Origin of the sequence: Micromonospora sp. NPDC005806 (assembly GCF_042871425.1) — a bacterium.
GTDB lineage: Bacteria > Actinomycetota > Actinomycetes > Mycobacteriales > Micromonosporaceae > Micromonospora.
Genome location: NZ_JBIAIL010000022.1, coordinates 22,649 through 37,012, shown reverse-complemented (window position 1 = coordinate 37,012; position 14,364 = coordinate 22,649). Strand labels below are relative to the sequence as shown.

The 14,364-nt window shown below is 69.8% G+C and carries 14 protein-coding genes and 1 pseudogene; 8 read left to right on the top strand and 7 right to left on the bottom strand.

The window, feature by feature from the left end:
- The first annotated feature begins 101 nt into the window (after nt 1-101).
- On the top strand, nt 102-719 hold the full coding sequence (locus ACFYOS_RS22045; RefSeq protein ID WP_387144585.1) for a TetR family transcriptional regulator C-terminal domain-containing protein: 618 nt from the start codon (nt 102-104) through the stop codon (nt 717-719).
- A 354-nt stretch (nt 720-1,073) separates the two neighbouring features.
- Nucleotides 1,074-1,937, top strand: coding sequence for an MBL fold metallo-hydrolase (locus ACFYOS_RS22040; RefSeq protein WP_387144582.1), 864 nt, complete (start codon nt 1,074-1,076; stop codon nt 1,935-1,937).
- 151 nt (nt 1,938-2,088) lie between these two features.
- On the opposite strand, the gene ACFYOS_RS22035 is transcribed toward ACFYOS_RS22040, so the two are convergent.
- Nucleotides 2,089-2,811 (bottom strand): hypothetical protein, encoded by a 723-nt coding sequence (locus ACFYOS_RS22035; RefSeq protein WP_387144579.1) that lies wholly within the window; start codon nt 2,809-2,811, stop codon nt 2,089-2,091.
- Between the two features lie 76 nt (nt 2,812-2,887).
- Here ACFYOS_RS22035 and ACFYOS_RS22030 point away from each other — a divergent pair, with 76 nt between their 5' ends.
- Complete coding sequence (locus ACFYOS_RS22030) at nt 2,888-3,541, top strand: TetR/AcrR family transcriptional regulator (protein WP_387144576.1); 654 nt, start codon at nt 2,888-2,890, stop codon at nt 3,539-3,541.
- Nucleotides 3,542-3,634: 93 nt separating this feature from the next.
- On the opposite strand, the gene ACFYOS_RS22025 is transcribed toward ACFYOS_RS22030, so the two are convergent.
- Complete coding sequence (locus tag ACFYOS_RS22025) at nt 3,635-4,660, bottom strand: DUF4331 family protein (RefSeq protein WP_387144572.1); 1,026 nt, start codon at nt 4,658-4,660, stop codon at nt 3,635-3,637.
- Between the two features lie 142 nt (nt 4,661-4,802).
- Nucleotides 4,803-5,294: a Dps family protein gene (locus ACFYOS_RS22020; protein WP_387144570.1), complete on the bottom strand. Its 492-nt coding sequence runs from the start codon at nt 5,292-5,294 to the stop codon at nt 4,803-4,805.
- Nucleotides 5,295-5,575: 281 nt separating this feature from the next.
- Here ACFYOS_RS22020 and ACFYOS_RS22015 point away from each other — a divergent pair, with 281 nt between their 5' ends.
- From ACFYOS_RS22015 to ACFYOS_RS22005, 3 genes are all read left to right on the top strand, one after another.
- Nucleotides 5,576-6,514 (top strand): LysR family transcriptional regulator, encoded by a 939-nt coding sequence (locus ACFYOS_RS22015; RefSeq protein WP_387144567.1) that lies wholly within the window; start codon nt 5,576-5,578, stop codon nt 6,512-6,514.
- A gap of 203 nt (nt 6,515-6,717) precedes the next feature.
- A complete protein-coding gene (locus ACFYOS_RS22010; RefSeq protein ID WP_387144564.1) occupies nt 6,718-7,764 on the top strand; it encodes an ATP-binding protein in 1,047 nt (348 codons plus the stop codon).
- 61 nt (nt 7,765-7,825) lie between these two features.
- Nucleotides 7,826-8,182: a response regulator transcription factor gene (locus tag ACFYOS_RS22005; protein ID WP_387144561.1), complete on the top strand. Its 357-nt coding sequence runs from the start codon at nt 7,826-7,828 to the stop codon at nt 8,180-8,182.
- Here ACFYOS_RS22005 and ACFYOS_RS22000 read toward each other — a convergent pair.
- On the bottom strand, nt 8,172-8,831 hold the full coding sequence (locus ACFYOS_RS22000; protein ID WP_387144558.1) for a response regulator: 660 nt from the start codon (nt 8,829-8,831) through the stop codon (nt 8,172-8,174). The genes ACFYOS_RS22005 and ACFYOS_RS22000 overlap by 11 nt on opposite strands.
- A 498-nt stretch (nt 8,832-9,329) precedes the next feature.
- Here ACFYOS_RS22000 and ACFYOS_RS21995 point away from each other — a divergent pair, with 498 nt between their 5' ends.
- Both ACFYOS_RS21995 and ACFYOS_RS21990 read left to right on the top strand, forming a co-directional pair.
- The gene (locus tag ACFYOS_RS21995; RefSeq protein ID WP_387144555.1) at nt 9,330-10,298 is read left to right on the top strand and encodes an alpha/beta hydrolase; all 969 of its coding nucleotides are present in this window, start codon (nt 9,330-9,332) and stop codon (nt 10,296-10,298) included.
- A gap of 147 nt (nt 10,299-10,445) precedes the next feature.
- Entirely contained in the window at nt 10,446-11,492 is a 1,047-nt protein-coding gene (locus ACFYOS_RS21990) for a DUF4331 family protein (protein WP_387144552.1), read from the top strand.
- Between the two features lie 401 nt (nt 11,493-11,893).
- On the opposite strand, the gene ACFYOS_RS21985 is transcribed toward ACFYOS_RS21990, so the two are convergent.
- The 3 genes and pseudogenes from ACFYOS_RS21985 to ACFYOS_RS21975 form a co-directional block, all read right to left on the bottom strand.
- Complete coding sequence (locus ACFYOS_RS21985) at nt 11,894-12,337, bottom strand: hypothetical protein (RefSeq protein ID WP_387144550.1); 444 nt, start codon at nt 12,335-12,337, stop codon at nt 11,894-11,896.
- Between the two features lie 134 nt (nt 12,338-12,471).
- Nucleotides 12,472-12,972: pseudogene (locus ACFYOS_RS21980) on the bottom strand (PP2C family protein-serine/threonine phosphatase); the annotation flags it as partial.
- A 185-nt stretch (nt 12,973-13,157) separates the two neighbouring features.
- Nucleotides 13,158-14,246: an alpha/beta hydrolase gene (locus ACFYOS_RS21975; protein WP_387144547.1), complete on the bottom strand. Its 1,089-nt coding sequence runs from the start codon at nt 14,244-14,246 to the stop codon at nt 13,158-13,160.
- Nucleotides 14,247-14,364 lie beyond the last annotated feature (118 nt).

Here is a 14,364-nt window from a genome sequence, read left to right as displayed (position 1 = left end):
CTCTTCCTGACTGGCCGGAGCTCCTGTTGGCCCGGGCCTGGATGACCAGTAGACGACTGGTCGACAAAAAGCTAGCCGACCGGTCGTGTATCGTCAAAGCCATGGGACGGACAAGTGACGCGCGGAACAAGATCCTCGGTGCGGCCGCGACGCTGCTGGAACAGCGCGGATATTCGGCGCTGGGCGTAGCGGAGATCTGCGCGACGGCGGGCGTGCCGAAGGGCAGCTTCTACTACTTCTTCGAGTCCAAGCAGGCTCTCGCGCTCACCGTCATCGACGAACACTGGGCGGGCCAGCGGCGGCAGTGGGTCGAGGTGCTCAGTAGCGACCGCGACCCGCTGCGGCGCCTGCGGGACCTGTTCGAGGCCACCGAGGAGGTGCAGCGCACCGGGCAGCAGCAGGTCGGACTCGTCGCCGGCTGCCTCTTCGGCAACCTCGCGCTGGAGCTCAGCAACCAGGCCGAGGAGATCCGCAGCCGGCTTCAGGAGATCTTCGAGGCCCAGATCGACCTCATCGAGCAGGTGGTCGTGGAGGCGAAGGAGCGGGGCCAGGCCGGCCCGTCCGTCGACGCCCGGGAGGCCGCCCGGTCCATCGTCGCGCAGATCGAGGGACGGGTCCTGCTCGCGAAGCTGCTCAACGATCCGGCCCAGCTGGAGACGCTGTGGCGCAACTGCCTGGACCTGCTCCAGGTGCCGGCGCACGCCCGGCCGGCCGACTGAACGATCCCAGCGCAACGGGCTTTGCGGAGCCTCTGAGCCATCGGAGAAGCTCGCCGCGGACCAACGGACGGGACGGGAGTATGCCCCCAGGTGTCCCCTTGCGGTTGAGCGTCGAGCGATACGGCAGCGAGCCTGAACCCCTGCGAGGACGATCGACGGTGCGTCGGGTCATCCGTCGCCCAGCGACCGCGGCGCTCAGTATCGGGCAGAGCCGGTCGGTGCGATTGGCGAGGCAGGGGGCCGCACGTGTCGAAAGCGCCGTATTCGGACGTTGCTGAGCGGGCGCGGAAGCTACCAACGGCCCCGGTGCCGCAGGCTGCCCTGGGTCCCGAGGTCCCCAAGGTCGGTTACGTCTTGGAGGAGATCGCCGACGGCGTGTTCTGGCTCAGTGAGGGCATGTACCAGATGATGTTCGTGGTCACGGACGAGGGCGTTATCGCCGTCGACGCGCCACCCACCCTCGGCCACAACATTCTGCGGGCAATCCGCGGCGTGACCAGCCGCCCCATCACCCAGGTCGTCTACAGCCACCAGCACTCCGACCACGTCGGAGCGATCTCGGTCTACCCTGCGGACGTACCACGCTATGCCCACCGCATCACCGCGGAACGACTCGCGCTGCTCGGCGACCCTAACCGCCCCCCGCCGACACACGTGTTCGACGACACACTGACGATCGAAGCGGGAGACCACAGCCTCCAACTCGACTACAAGGGCCCCAACCACGCCGAGGGAAACATCTTCATCTACGCCCCGACACAGGGCGTGCTGATGCTCGTGGACGTGATCTTCCCCGGCTGGGTCCCGTTCTCCAACCTCGCCGTCTCCGCGAACATCCCCGGCTTCGTCAACGCCCAGCAACAGGCTCTCGAATACCCCTTCGACAAGCTCGTCGGCGGACACGTCACCCGGCCCGGCACCCCGGACGATGTCAGGACCCAAATCGAATACGTGCAAGACCTGCGCTCCACCACCGAGGCCGCGCTCTCCTCGGTCGACGTGGAGAAGATCCTGACCCCGGTCGACGCCACCAACGCCTGGGCCATCTTCAAGGCCTACCTCGACGCCGTGGCCGCCCAAGCCGCCGATGAACTGGTTCCGCGTTGGAGCCAGCGCTTGGGCGGTGCCGACATATTCACCTTGCCGAACGCATGGGCAATGGCCGAAGCACTACGGCTGGACTACGGCAGCATGGGCCCGTTCGGCATCGCGCCTTGAGTCGATCACGCACCCTTGGTGAGTGCCTCCAGGTTGCCCCGCGCCGGGCCGCCGCTTGCAGCTTGCCGAGGTGCACGTGGTGTGACCTGCTGGCCAAACCCGGGGTGGTTCAGCTCGCTCATCATCACCAGGTCAGGCTCGGGCAGCCCGCTCATGCCGTCGCACTGACCAGCGCGACCTCCTCCGCGCCAACCCGCGGCTGGCGCAGCAGCGAAACGCCGGCGACCGCGAGGAAGAGCAGCCATACGGCGAAGCCGGTAGCTCCGACGGCGAACCAGAGTGATCCGTTGGTGACCGCGACCGCCGGCATGGCGGCCACGATGAGCAGCGCCGCGCCTGCCGTGCTCGTGGGCGACATCCAGGCCGGGACAAGCCGGGCGAGGGTGGCAGCGCGACCGAGACCGAAGAGCGTGACGCCGACGGCGGCCATATTGAATGTGAACACGGCGTTGTGGAACGTCCAGAGCAGACTCGACAGCGTCGGAGCGGCCGCGAGTTCGTCGCGGGCGGCCACCATCGTCACCTGAACCACGTTGACGATCGCGAAGAGGGCGGCGACCACGATCGACGCCGCGGCACCCAGCCGGCCCCACGGCGCCGCAGCGGGGTTGCGCCGCCGGCACCAGGCGCCGATGTTCGTGCTGAACAGCAACAGAGCGGGCAGGCCCAGCACGAATGTGACCGCGGACAGGTGCACCATCCACGCGTGCTCGTGCGTCAGCGTGGACAGGTCCGCCCCCGACGCCCGCTGCGAAGGACCCAGCACGCCGCGCAGCACGTTCTGCAGCACGACCAGAACGAGAAAGCCTAGTGCGGCGCTGCCGAGCATCGCCGGCGACAGTCGGCCTTCCGCATGCGTCGTCTCGGTTGTCATGGGGACCTCATCTCGGTATACGCCGCCTATCCTTAATAGAACCGGCTTCTACTCAGAAGACATCTAGGCTGTCGACATGTCAAGGCCCCTGAGCCGACGCGCGCGCCAGGCGCAAGAAACGAGGCGCGACATCCTCGACGCGGCGTTGCGTCTGTTCGCCGCGCGGGGGTACACCGGGACGGCGATCGCCGACATCGCCGCCGAGGCCGGGGTCGCCGTGCCGACCGTCTACGCCAGCGTCGGCGCGAAACCGTTGCTCCTAGGCCGCCTGCTGGAAGCCATCGATCTTCAGGCGGGGGTGCCCGAGTTGGCCCGTGCGCTCGGCGCGGCCACAGACCCGCGGGAGGTCCTCGCGCTCGGCGTGCGGATCACCCGGCAGGTCGCCGAACGCGGCTCAACGATCATCAAGGTGCTGGCGTCGGCCGCCGGCTCGGAGCCCGAGATGGGGCAGGCCTACGCGGACGGGCTGGCCAAGCACCACGCCGGCGCCGCATCGACGATCCGCCGTCTGGTCACCCTCGGCGCTCTTGCCCCGGGTCTGGCCGAGCCGGACGCCGTCGCGGTGTTCGCCACGCTCACCGACACCCCCGTGTACGACGGCCTGACCACCCATGGTTGGTCGTACGACAAATGCGAAACGTGGCTGCTCGACACGCTGGCGACGCAACTACTGCGCGCGCCGGAACCCGGTCTAGCCGCCCGATCGCCCCGCACGTCGGGTCAGCCGTGATGGTGATGGCTGGTCGGCCCCGCACCGGATGACCTCGCCGACCAGCTCACGTGACCGCTCGACTGCTGGGGACCGCCACGGTCTCGCGGTGCTTCACCGTCCGATGGGCACCACGTACGGGAAGGAGTCGGTACGGGCGTCCTTTGTGGTTTTCGGAGTGAGGCCGGAGGTCATGCCGGTGTCGAGCACCAGGGAGAACATCACCTCGGGCGCGTTGTCGGCCCTGGTGCGGCCGTTGCGGGCGGCGAAGCCGTAGTTGGCCCGGGTCCCGACCTCGTATGACAGAACATCCGGGTAGAGCGCGCGGGCCACGCTCCAGCCGTACGCCTCCGGGTCCGGCGCGGTGCCGTTCGCGGCCACCACCCGGGCCACCGCCGTGGCGATCTCCTCGCCGTTGGCCCGGAGGTCCTCACAGGGGTGGCGGGTGTTGGCCGGGTTGCTGAAGTCCGTGTCGGTGGGCCAGAAGATGGGCCACATCATCGGATGCCCGGCGCGGTTGATCTGCCGCCATCCCCCGGCATCGGTGGCAAGCTTGGTGGCCGCCCAGACGCCGATCCCGGCGCCCTGGCGCAGCATCGGCTCGTCGGAGACCTCGAGGACGATCGAGTCGACGGTGGTGCCGGCGAAGCTGTTCTTCGCGTTCTGCGGCTTCCAGGCGCTGCGGTCCAGCTTGGCGCCGTTCTTGAAGGCGTCGTTGACGGTGGCGAGCTGGCCGAGGTCGATGTAGAAGGGGTCGCTGATCCGCCCGGCCCAGATCCGCACGTGCTCGCCGGTCACCTCCGCGCCGGTGCGCCCCTGGGCCAACAGGGTGCCGGTCGCCGCGTCGTCGCGGGCGTCGGTGCCGGTGAGCGCGTGCAGGGTAAGGTCCTGCCCGCCCTGGGCGTCGAACTCGCCGAAGGTGACGCGGTAGGTCAGCTCCTCCATCTCTGAGCCATTGATGTGGATCTTGAACTCGTACCGGGCCTCGTGGTGGAAGCCGGGCTTGATGTCCGCTTTCGTCACCGAGCTGTTCACGTCCATCACGAACACGGTGCCGCGTTCGCCGTCGAAGACGAACAGGTCGTCGAGGTAGAGCTGGCCGGTCTGGGCGGCGAGCGGGGTGTCGAGGTGGTGCGACATGGGCTGGCTCCCGAGTTGTGCTGAGGCAGGACCGGGCCGAGGCTAGCCGGGTGAAACGCCCATAAGAGGCCAATTCAGCGACATTGCACCGATCGGGCCGCCGGAGCGGGCCGACGGAGTGCCAGCTGGGTTGGACCGCGCGTCAGGCGACGTCATCCGGTGCGGTGCCCACCGCCCCGGTTTCCGCAGCGAGCATCCACGCCTGCTTCTCCAGCGTGCCGATTACGGCGTGGAGCAGATCCGCCGAGGACGGATCTTCGGCGTCGACCTCGTCGTGGACGGTCCGTGCCGTAGCGGCGGCGGTGCGCAGCCGGGCGGTGACCATCGAGGCGGCCGTCGCGGTGCTCAGCTCGCCGGCCGGCAGAACGGGGAGGCTCGTCGTTGTGGCGACGGTGTCGGCGCGGCCGTCCGGGGTGGAGCCCAGCGCGCGCATCCGCTCGGCAAGCGTGTCTGCGGCCGCGCGGGCGGCGTCGACCACCTCGTCCAGCAGCAGGTGCAGGCCGCGGAAGTTCGGCCCCACGACGTTCCAGTGTGCCTGCTTGGCGACCAGCTGCAGCTCGACCAGGTCGACCAGGACCGTCTGCAGGTTCGCGGCCAGGCGGGGGGAGCCGGTGAAGCCGGTCGCACCGGCCACCGAGGTCCGGCGGCCCCCCGTACGCGTGGATGTGGGTGTCGTGATGGTCATCGTCGATCAGTCCCGTCGTGGTCTGCCGGTGGAGGACGTCGCCGACGGTCGGTAAGAAGCCCGCTCGGCTGGGCTCAAGCCTTCCGGTACGACCCAGGGGAAGGCTGTCGAGCGACCTCCACGATCTGGTCGCTGTCCACCCCACGGCGCGCCTGGGGTCAACCCCATGGAAGGTCCTCGAACGCTCCGCTTCCCTGTCGCGAACGAGCAGGCGCTGGCACTGTGTGGTCATGTTGTTCCGTCAACTCGAGTACTTCGTCGCGCTCGCGCGCGAGCAGCACTTCGCGCGGGCCGCGGCTGCCTGCTACGTGTCGCAGCCGGCGCTGTCGGAGGCCATCCGTAAGCTGGAACGCGAGCTGGATGTGCCGCTGGTGCGGCGCGGCCGGGCGTTCCAAGGGCTGACCCCCGAAGGCGAGCGTCTGGTGCTGTGGGCGCGGCGGATTCTGGCCGATCATGACGCGCTCAAGCAGGAGGTCACCGCGCTGAAGTCGGGGCTGGCCGGGCAGTTGCGGCTCGGCCTCATCCCGGCCGCCACCACCACCGTCGCCCTGCTGGTCGAGCCCTTCTGCGCCACCCACCCGCTGGCCCGGGTACGGCTCGACGGTGGCCTGCCCACCACCGAGATCGTCGAGCGCCTGCGCCGCTTCGAACTCGACGCCGGCGTCGTCTACCTCGGCGAGCAGGACACCACCGAGCTGACCGTCCTCCCGCTGTACCGGGAGCGGATGGTGCTGGTCGCCTCCGACGACCTCCTGCCCCCGAACACCGAAAAGTTAAGCTGGCAGGAGGTCACGCTGCTGCCGCTGTGCCTGCTGAAGCCGAGGATCCGCGGCAGGCAGGCGGTCGACGATGCGCTGGCCGCGGAGGGCCTCAGCGTGGCGCCGCAGATCGAGACGGACTCCGTCGACGCCCTGTACGCCCACGTCGGCACGGGCCGGTGGGCGACCCTGGTGCCACATCCGTGGAACTACATCTTCCGGTTGCCCGTCGGTCTGCGGGTGGTTCCGGTGACCGGCGCGCCCGCGTCCTCCGAAGTCGGCCTGGTGACGGCCGTCGCCGAGCCGGGCTCCGTGCTGGGCCGGGCGTTCGCGGCCGTGGCGGCGACCCTGCGGCTGGACGCGTTGTTCAACCCGGAAGCGGACGCGGGTCACGGAAAGCCGGTCCGATAGGCCTCGCCTATCACCTCGTCGGCATCTCGTCTTGGACGCCGGGACTGCCGGAGCCGGATGATTCGACCGACGTCGTGTCCCAATGCGCGACGAGGAGCCGCCCGACGGATGTGGGCAGTTGGTCGGGCGAGAGACGTGAACGGGATTCGAGGAAGCGACATGAGTGATCACGCCGCAGTACGCGGGAAGAGTGCGTCCATCGCATGACCAGCGAGACGCTGCACCCCGGCATCCTCGACGCCGCCCCGCAGCCGGTGTGGGTGGTGGACCCGCAGGGCCGTGTCCGGTACACGAACCGGGCGGCGCTGGTCGCGCTCGGCTACCAGGCCGCGTCCGAGGTCCTCGGCCGGTCGAGTCAGCTGCTACTCCGCCCCGTGCGGCCGGACGGCACCCCGTTTCCGACGTCCGAGTGCCCGATGCTCGCGGCGGCGCGCACGGGGGTCACCACGCGCAGCGAGGACGCCTGGCTCATTCGCCGGGACGGCAGCCTCTTCCCGGTGTCCTGGTGGTCGGCTCCCATCTGCCTGCCATGCGGGCGGGGAGTCGTCTACGCCTGGTACGACCTCACCGAGCGGCGGGAGATCGAGCGGGCGGCGCGGGAACGCGACGCGGCCGAGATCCGCGCGTCGGAGTCCCGGGCGGCGCAACGGCGCCTGGTCGAGAAAGTCGCCGCAGTGCACCGGCAGACATCACGGGACCTGCACGACGGCGCCCAGCAACGGCTGGTCACCGTGTTGATCGGCCTGCGTCTGGTACGGGAGCAGATCGCCGCCACCAGTCCGGACGCGCTGCCGCTCATCGACCAGTCCATCGATGAGGGGCAGGCCGCCATCGACGAGCTGCGCCAGCTCGCCGCCGGTATCCGCCCGTCGGTGCTGACCTCCCGAGGCCTGGTCGCCGCCGTCGACGCCCTGGCGGCCCACTGCCCAGTGCCGACCGTGGTCACCGGGCTCCTCGCCCAACGGTTGCCCGCCGCGTTGGAGTCGAACCTCTACTTCCTGATCTCCGAGGCGCTGACCAATGCCGTGAAGCACTCGGGTGCCTCCCGGATCGAGATCACGCTCGCCGTGCGGGACGCCCTCGAGGTGATCGTCGCGGACAACGGCATCGGGGGTGTCGGTCACGACACTGCGGGATCCGGGCTGCTCGGCCTCGCCGACCGGGTGGCCGCGTTCGACGGCGAACTCATGATCTCGTCACCGCCCGACGGCGGAACGGTGGTCCGGGCGCGGATACCCGTGCCGGGCTGAACCCGGTTTCGTGGGGGTGGCCCCATGGACCCCGACAGTTCCTCCGCGTGATGCTGTACCCATGTCCGTCATCGTGGTGGTCGTCGACGACGACCACGGATTCCGCCGCATGGCGGTGACCCTGCTAGCGGCCCGTGGCGTACAGGTCGTCGCCGAGGCGGCCGACGGCGCCTCCGGGATCGAGGCGGTACGCCGGCACAGCCCGGACGGCGTCCTGCTCGACCTGAACCTGCCCGACCAGGACGGCCTGGCCGTCGCCCGTACCCTCCGGCAGGAAGCCCGGGCGCCGCGCGTGGTGCTGACGTCCACCTGCTCGTCGCCCTGGCCCGACGAGGAGCTGGCCGCGGCCGGCGTCCGCTCGTTCGTCCCGAAGGACCGGCTGTTCGACGCCGACCTGCGGGCTCTGTTCAGTTCCTGAGGTACGTCAGCACCGCCAGCACCCGCCGATGCTGGGTCGAATCCGCCTGCTGCAGGTTGAGCTTCTGGAAGATGCCGGTGACGTGCCGCTCGACGGCGGGCACCGTGACGAACAGTTTCGCGGCGATCCCCGCGTTCGAATGGCCCTCGGCCATGAGGGACAGGACCTCGCGCTCCTTGGGCGTGAGCACGCCCAGGGGATCGCCGGTGCGCCTGCGACCGACGAGTGTGGCGATGACGTCCGGATCGAGCGCCGAACCGCCCGCGACGACCCGCCGCACCGCGTCACTCAACATCTCGGGGTTGGCGATCTTTTCCTTGAGTAGGTATCCCAGTCCGGACGGATCGTCGCCGACGAGGTCGAGGGCGTAGCCGGCGTCGAGGAACTGGGACAGCACGATCACGCCGACCTGCGGCTGGGCGGCCCTGATCCGCAGTGCTGCCCGCAGGCCGTCGTCGGCCAGGTTCGGCGGCATCTGGATGTCCGTGATCACCACGTCCGGCCGCAGGTCAGCCGTGATCCGGACCAGCTCGTCGGCGTCGGCGACCGACGCGACAACCTCCATGCCGACGCGGGCCAGCATCGACATGACGCCTTCCCGGACGATCGGCTGGTCCTCACCGACCACGACGCGAAGTGTGCTGCTCATCGACTCTCCAGGCTCCGGGAGTCGGGCAGGCGGCGACGGTCACCCGCGGCCCACCCACTCCGGCGGGTGCGGCGCGTGCCGGCGTACGCCACGGCCCTCTCTGATCGATTCCAGACCCGCGAAGGCCGTTAGGGCACCGGCTTGCGAGCTGACAGCAGGAGGAATTGCCCGCTGGGGTGGGCTCCTGCCATGTCGGCGCTCGTACGCCGGTCGACCGGAACCCGAGTGCCGGTCGCAATCCTAGCTGGTTGAGGCCGAAGTTTGCGCAGGTGGTTGCGGTTGCCGTGCCGGGATGGCCCGGCCGGCACCGGCGGGACGCCGACCGTTGGGTTAACCCCAGATGCCCTGTCGGGCAAACAGCGGCGAGAGCTTGGTGATCGCTCGACAGCCTCTTCCCCGCCGTCTCGGAAGGATTCAGGTCAGCCGCAAGAGCCCGACCGGGCCTCCGCGGTACGAGACAACCGTCGGCTCGTACGGGCAGACGTCGAGGAGAGAGACATGGACCAGCCGAAGAACCAGCCCGTGGTGCTTGAACCGGCGGCGCAGGCGTTCGCCGAGGCGACCGCCGACCCGCCGTACCTGTTCGACCTCGGCCCGATCGAGGGGCGCAGGACAGTCGACGAGGTACAGAGCGGCGAGATCGGCAAGCCGAACGCCGACATCGAGGACACGACCGTGCCGGGCGGACCGAACGGCCCGGTTTCGGTGCGAATCCTGCGCCCGGTCGGCGCCACCGGCCCGCTGCCGGTGATCATCTACATTCACGGCGCGGGTTGGGTATTCGGCAACGCCCACACCCACGACCGGCTCGTTCGGGAACTCGCCGTCGGCGCCGGCGCCGCCGTGGTCTTTCCGAACTACAGCCTCTCGCCGGAGGCGCGCTACCCGGTCGCCATCGAGGAGATTTACGCGGTGGCGGCGTGGGTCGCGGCGCACGGCGCCGAGCACGACCTGGACGCCGGCCGGATCGCAGTGGCCGGGGACAGCGTCGGAGGGAACATGGCGGCTGCGCTCACCCTGATGGCGAAGGAGCGGGGCGGTGTCACCCTGGTCCAGCAGGTGCTCTTCTACCCGGTCACGGACGCCGCCTTCGACACCGGGTCGTATCAGCAGTTCGCGACCGGCTACTTCCTGCGCCGTGACGGGATGCAGTGGTTCTGGGACCAGTACACGACCGACCCGGCCGAGCGGTCGCAGATCACCGCGTCGCCGCTGCGGGCGACCGTCGAGCAGCTCCGGGACCTGCCCCCGGCGCTCGTGATCACGGGTGAAGCCGACGTGCTGCGGGACGAGGGCGAAGCGTACGCGAACAAGCTCCGCGAAGCCGGTGTTCCGGTGACCGCCGTGCGCTACCAGGGCATCGTCCATGACTTCGTGATGCTCAACGCCCTGCGCGGGACGCACGCCGCCGAGGCGGCGATCACCCAGGCGATCGGCGTGCTCCGCGCCGCGCTCGGCGCCGCCTGACCAACCCCCGGCCCTCGGCACTCTCCTGGCGGACGACCGACCGGCCATCGCAGCACAACCCGACCGCCGACCGCCGCGCGCATCGGCCGTGATGACCCGCGACCGGCGGTACGACACAACACATCCAACCCAAAGGAGTCTATCCCGATGTCGCACCACCTCGACTCGCCCGCCGCCCGTAAGGACGTCCGGCTGGACATCAGCGACCTGTACCTGTTCCGCGGCGAGCGGGGCACCGTCTTCGTGATGAACGTCAACCACTCGATCGCGACCCAGGTGACCGGCCACGAGGTCCCGGCCGGCTTCCACCACGAGGCCCAGTACGAGTTCAAGATCGATACCAACGGCGACGCCGTGGCGGACCTCAGCTACCGGCTCACCTTCGGCGAGCTCGACCCGGCCGGCAACCAGACCCTGCGCCTGCACCGACTCACCGGCGCGGACGCCGGGGATCCGCACACGCGGGGCACCCTGCTGGCCGAGGGCAGCACCGGCGGAACCGTCGAGACCACGGACGACGTGCGGCTCTGGGTCGGCAAGGCGGGCGACCCGTTCTGGATCGAGCCCGACGTTCTGCACGCCATCGGCCACGCCCTGACCGACGGCACCCGGGCCGACCTGTCCGGGTGGACCCCGGCACAGGCCACCAACCTGTTCGCCGGGCACACCGTGCACGCCATCGTCCTGGAGGTCCCGGACCACCAGCTGCTCGCGTCCGCCGGCCCGGACAAGCGGATCGACGTGTGGGCGGTGACCAACCTCGCCACCGACGCAGGGGGCTGGCGCCAGGTCAACCGCGCCGGGCACCCGATGATCCACCCGCTGCTCACCCAGTACGACGAGGAGCTGGGCGACCAGCTCAACCTCACCCGCCCGGTCGACGACACCACCAACTACGGCAAGATCGTGGCCGACGCGGTGGCCGGGGTGGTCGCCGCCTACGGCACCGCGGAAGACCCGCGGGCGTACGGCTCCGCTGTCGCCGCCAAGCTCTTCCCCGACGTGCTGCCCTACCGCATCGGCACCCCCGCCGTGTACGGGTTCAACGGGTTCAACGGCCGCTCCCTGACCGACAACGCCCCCGACGTCATGTTCTCCCTCGCCACCAACACCGCCTTCACCATCGGCCTGACCAAGGACTCCGTCACGGCCAAGCCGACCACGGGCTTCCCCTACGTCCCAGCGGCCGCCTGACCGTAGCGACCCAGGCCCGCTCCACAGGCCACCGGCCACCAGAACGCGCCGCCCGCGTGACATTGAGCGCGGGCGGCGCGAAGGCGTACGCACAGCCGCGGCACGGTGCTCGTTATGGACATCAACAGCTCCAGAGCCGGACGCCTTCAAGAACGACGTCCGGCTGTACCACTCGGCGTGGCGACCGGACAACCCACAGAACAGGCCACCAGCCCCGCATCCAGGTCCGCCGGCACGACGGTGACCCGAGCCCGCACCCCGGCCCGACCGGGCGCTCGCGGACAAGGCGTACAGCTCCGGCGCCAACCGGGCGGAGTAACGCCGGCGCGGCATCCCGGCCGCGGCCACTCGGTACGACAAATTGGCCGTGCGTTACCAGGCCACACGCCACGTCGCGACGATCAACGAGTGGCTGAGACCCGGTCTTGCCCGCACGCCGGATCGATGTTCCACGTCTGCAGCAGATCGCTGCCACAGACATGACAGACGATGTCGCCATCTTTGACCACGCTCAGCTCCGCACGGGTCCGGGCAGCGGCGAAACACGAACTCGGACGTGACACGCCCAGGGTGATCGAGTGCGGCCCGATCGAGTGCTGCAGCCACCGCCGGCCGGCAAGAAGGATCGGGACAGTAGCCCGTCGACTGGTTGCTGACCTCGCTGACTGACCATCCATCCGGACGCCGCGCGAAGGCGATTTCTCCGGCTGCAAGCACCTCACCGCCCGCACCGCATGCCATGTGCTCACTACGTCGAGCCGCGAACGGCAGTACGCCATGGTCACCGTGGCCACCGTCGACGGGCGCCGCGCTCCGGTCAGCTTCGCCGGCGTGGTGAGCTGCACCTAGGCCAGGATGCTGTTCGACCCGGTCGAGCAGCTCACCGCATTCTCCGCTCGGATCCGGTAGTGGCAGGTGATCCCGCTGCGTCGGCCGGTGGCGGTGACTGCCACGGTGACGTGACGTGCGATGCGATCGATCAGGAGACGCGCTGCGCCACCAAGGCGCACGCGTCGTCGCGGGCGGCGGCGGCGGCGACGGCGACGGCGACGAAGTCCAGCACGTCGAGGATCGCCGTCGGGTCGCCGACACCGATGATCCGCGCGGCCAGCCGGCCGATGCCATCGTCGAACGGCCCTCGCTGGATCATGCCGTCGGTGTAGAGCAGCAACGTCTCGCCGGTCAGCACCTGCCGAGACTCCTGGGCGAAGGGCAACTCGGTACACAGACCAAGCAATGGCCCCCGCGGATTCGGCAGTCGCATCACCTGCCGCCCGTCGGATAGTAACGGCGGTGGATGCCCGGCTCGTGCCCACACCAGCCGTCCCATGCTTGGCCGGTATTTCGCGACGACTGCGGTCGCGGTGGTCTTGCCACGGGTACGGCAGAGCAGCGTGTTGAGTTTCGAGAGGATCATCGCTGGCGGGTCCCCCTCTGCCGCGTATGCCGCCATCGCGTACCGCAGCGACGCTGCGAAGCTGGCCGCTCTAACCGCTCGCCGGTCCTGCCGGGCACGATTTCAGCTGGCGTCGATAAGCGGCTCATGGATGCGGTGGCAGAGCAACCGGGCGTTCCCGATCCGCGGCCGGAGGGGCGGCTGTGCGCGGTTTGCCCCGCCGAGCATCAGCTCGGCGGGGCAACCAGAAAGGTGGTAAGGGTTGTGGGTCAGTTGTGGAGGCTGGCCTGGAGGAACGCGTTGGCCTGGGCGACAGCTGCCTGGGACGCGTTGGTGTTGCGGAGGGCGTTGAGCATGACGAAGTCGTGCAGGATGCCCGCATATCGCACGGTGGTCACGGGCACGCCCGCCTGCCGCAGCTTGGCGGCGTAGGCCTCGCCCTCGTCGCGCAGCACGTCGGCCTCGTCGGTGATGACCAGCGCCTTGGGCAGGCCGGTGAGCTGGTCGAGGCTGGCGCGCAGCGGCGAGGCGAGGACCTGGGTGCGATCGGCGTGATTGGGGGCGTAGGCGTCCCAGAACCACTGCATCGCCCCACGGGTCAGCCAGGGGCCGTCAGCGAACTCGCGGTAGGAGGTGTTGGTGAAGGCGGCGTCGGTGACGGGGTAGAACAGCACCTGCGCGCGCAGCTTCGGCCCGTGCCGCTGCTTGTCCATGAGCGTGACGGCGGCGCTCATGTTGCCGCCCACGCTGTCGCCGGCGACGGCGATCCGCGAGCCGTCGACGCCGATCTCGCTGCCGTGCGAGGCCACCCACGCGGTGGCGGCGTATGCCTGCTCGATGGGAATCGGGAACTGCGCCTCCGGGGACGGGGTGTAGTCGACGAAGACCACTGCGGCCTGGGCACCGTTGGCGATCTCGCGGACCAGGCGGTCGTGCGTACCCTCGTCGCCGAGCACCCAGCCGCCGCCGTGGAAGTACATCACGACCGGCAGGTTGCCGCCCACGCCCTTCGGCCGCACGATCCGGATGGTCACCGAGCCGGTCGGGCCGACGGGCAGGGTGCGGTGCGAGACGTCCGCCGGCGGCAGAGGGACCGGACCGGACTGGACGGTGTCGAGGGCCTTGCGGGCGTCGCCGTACGACAGGGTGTAGATCGGCGGGTTCTTGGCAGCCGCGTCCGCGAACACCTGGGCGTCGTGCTCGAGCACCACTGCGGGCTGCCGGGCCGAGGCGGCGGCAGCCGGCTGGGCGTCGGCCGGGGAGTGGGTGGCCAGCGCGCCGGCGGCGAGGGCAAGCCCAAGGACGAGGGGAGCGGCTGCGACGCGCGCGAGCGGGCGGCCGCCGAGGATCGGTTCCATAAAGTCAGGTCCCTTTCGGTGAGCGAAAGCGGTGCGAATTGACGAACAAGACACTCCCAACCGGGCCGCGCCGAAACAATGGGGGAAACTCCACAAAGCAAGGGCTGGCAAACCATTC

Coding starts and splice junctions, on each gene's coding strand:
- ACFYOS_RS22005 (WP_387144561.1), top strand. CDS start 7,826: ATGTCCGTCATCGTGGTGGTCGTCGACGACGACCACGGATTCCGCCGC.
- ACFYOS_RS22045 (WP_387144585.1), top strand. CDS start 102: ATGGGACGGACAAGTGACGCGCGGAACAAGATCCTCGGTGCGGCCGCG.
- ACFYOS_RS22010 (WP_387144564.1), top strand. CDS start 6,718: ATGACCAGCGAGACGCTGCACCCCGGCATCCTCGACGCCGCCCCGCAG.
- ACFYOS_RS22035 (WP_387144579.1), bottom strand. CDS start 2,811: ATGACAACCGAGACGACGCATGCGGAAGGCCGACTGTCGCCGGCGATG.
- ACFYOS_RS21995 (WP_387144555.1), top strand. CDS start 9,330: ATGGACCAGCCGAAGAACCAGCCCGTGGTGCTTGAACCGGCGGCGCAG.
- ACFYOS_RS22030 (WP_387144576.1), top strand. CDS start 2,888: ATGTCAAGGCCCCTGAGCCGACGCGCGCGCCAGGCGCAAGAAACGAGG.
- ACFYOS_RS21990 (WP_387144552.1), top strand. CDS start 10,446: ATGTCGCACCACCTCGACTCGCCCGCCGCCCGTAAGGACGTCCGGCTG.
- ACFYOS_RS21975 (WP_387144547.1), bottom strand. CDS start 14,246: ATGGAACCGATCCTCGGCGGCCGCCCGCTCGCGCGCGTCGCAGCCGCT.
- ACFYOS_RS22025 (WP_387144572.1), bottom strand. CDS start 4,660: ATGTCGCACCACCTCGACACCCCGCTCGCCGCCCAGACCGGCCAGCTC.
- ACFYOS_RS22000 (WP_387144558.1), bottom strand. CDS start 8,831: ATGAGCAGCACACTTCGCGTCGTGGTCGGTGAGGACCAGCCGATCGTC.
- ACFYOS_RS22015 (WP_387144567.1), top strand. CDS start 5,576: ATGTTGTTCCGTCAACTCGAGTACTTCGTCGCGCTCGCGCGCGAGCAG.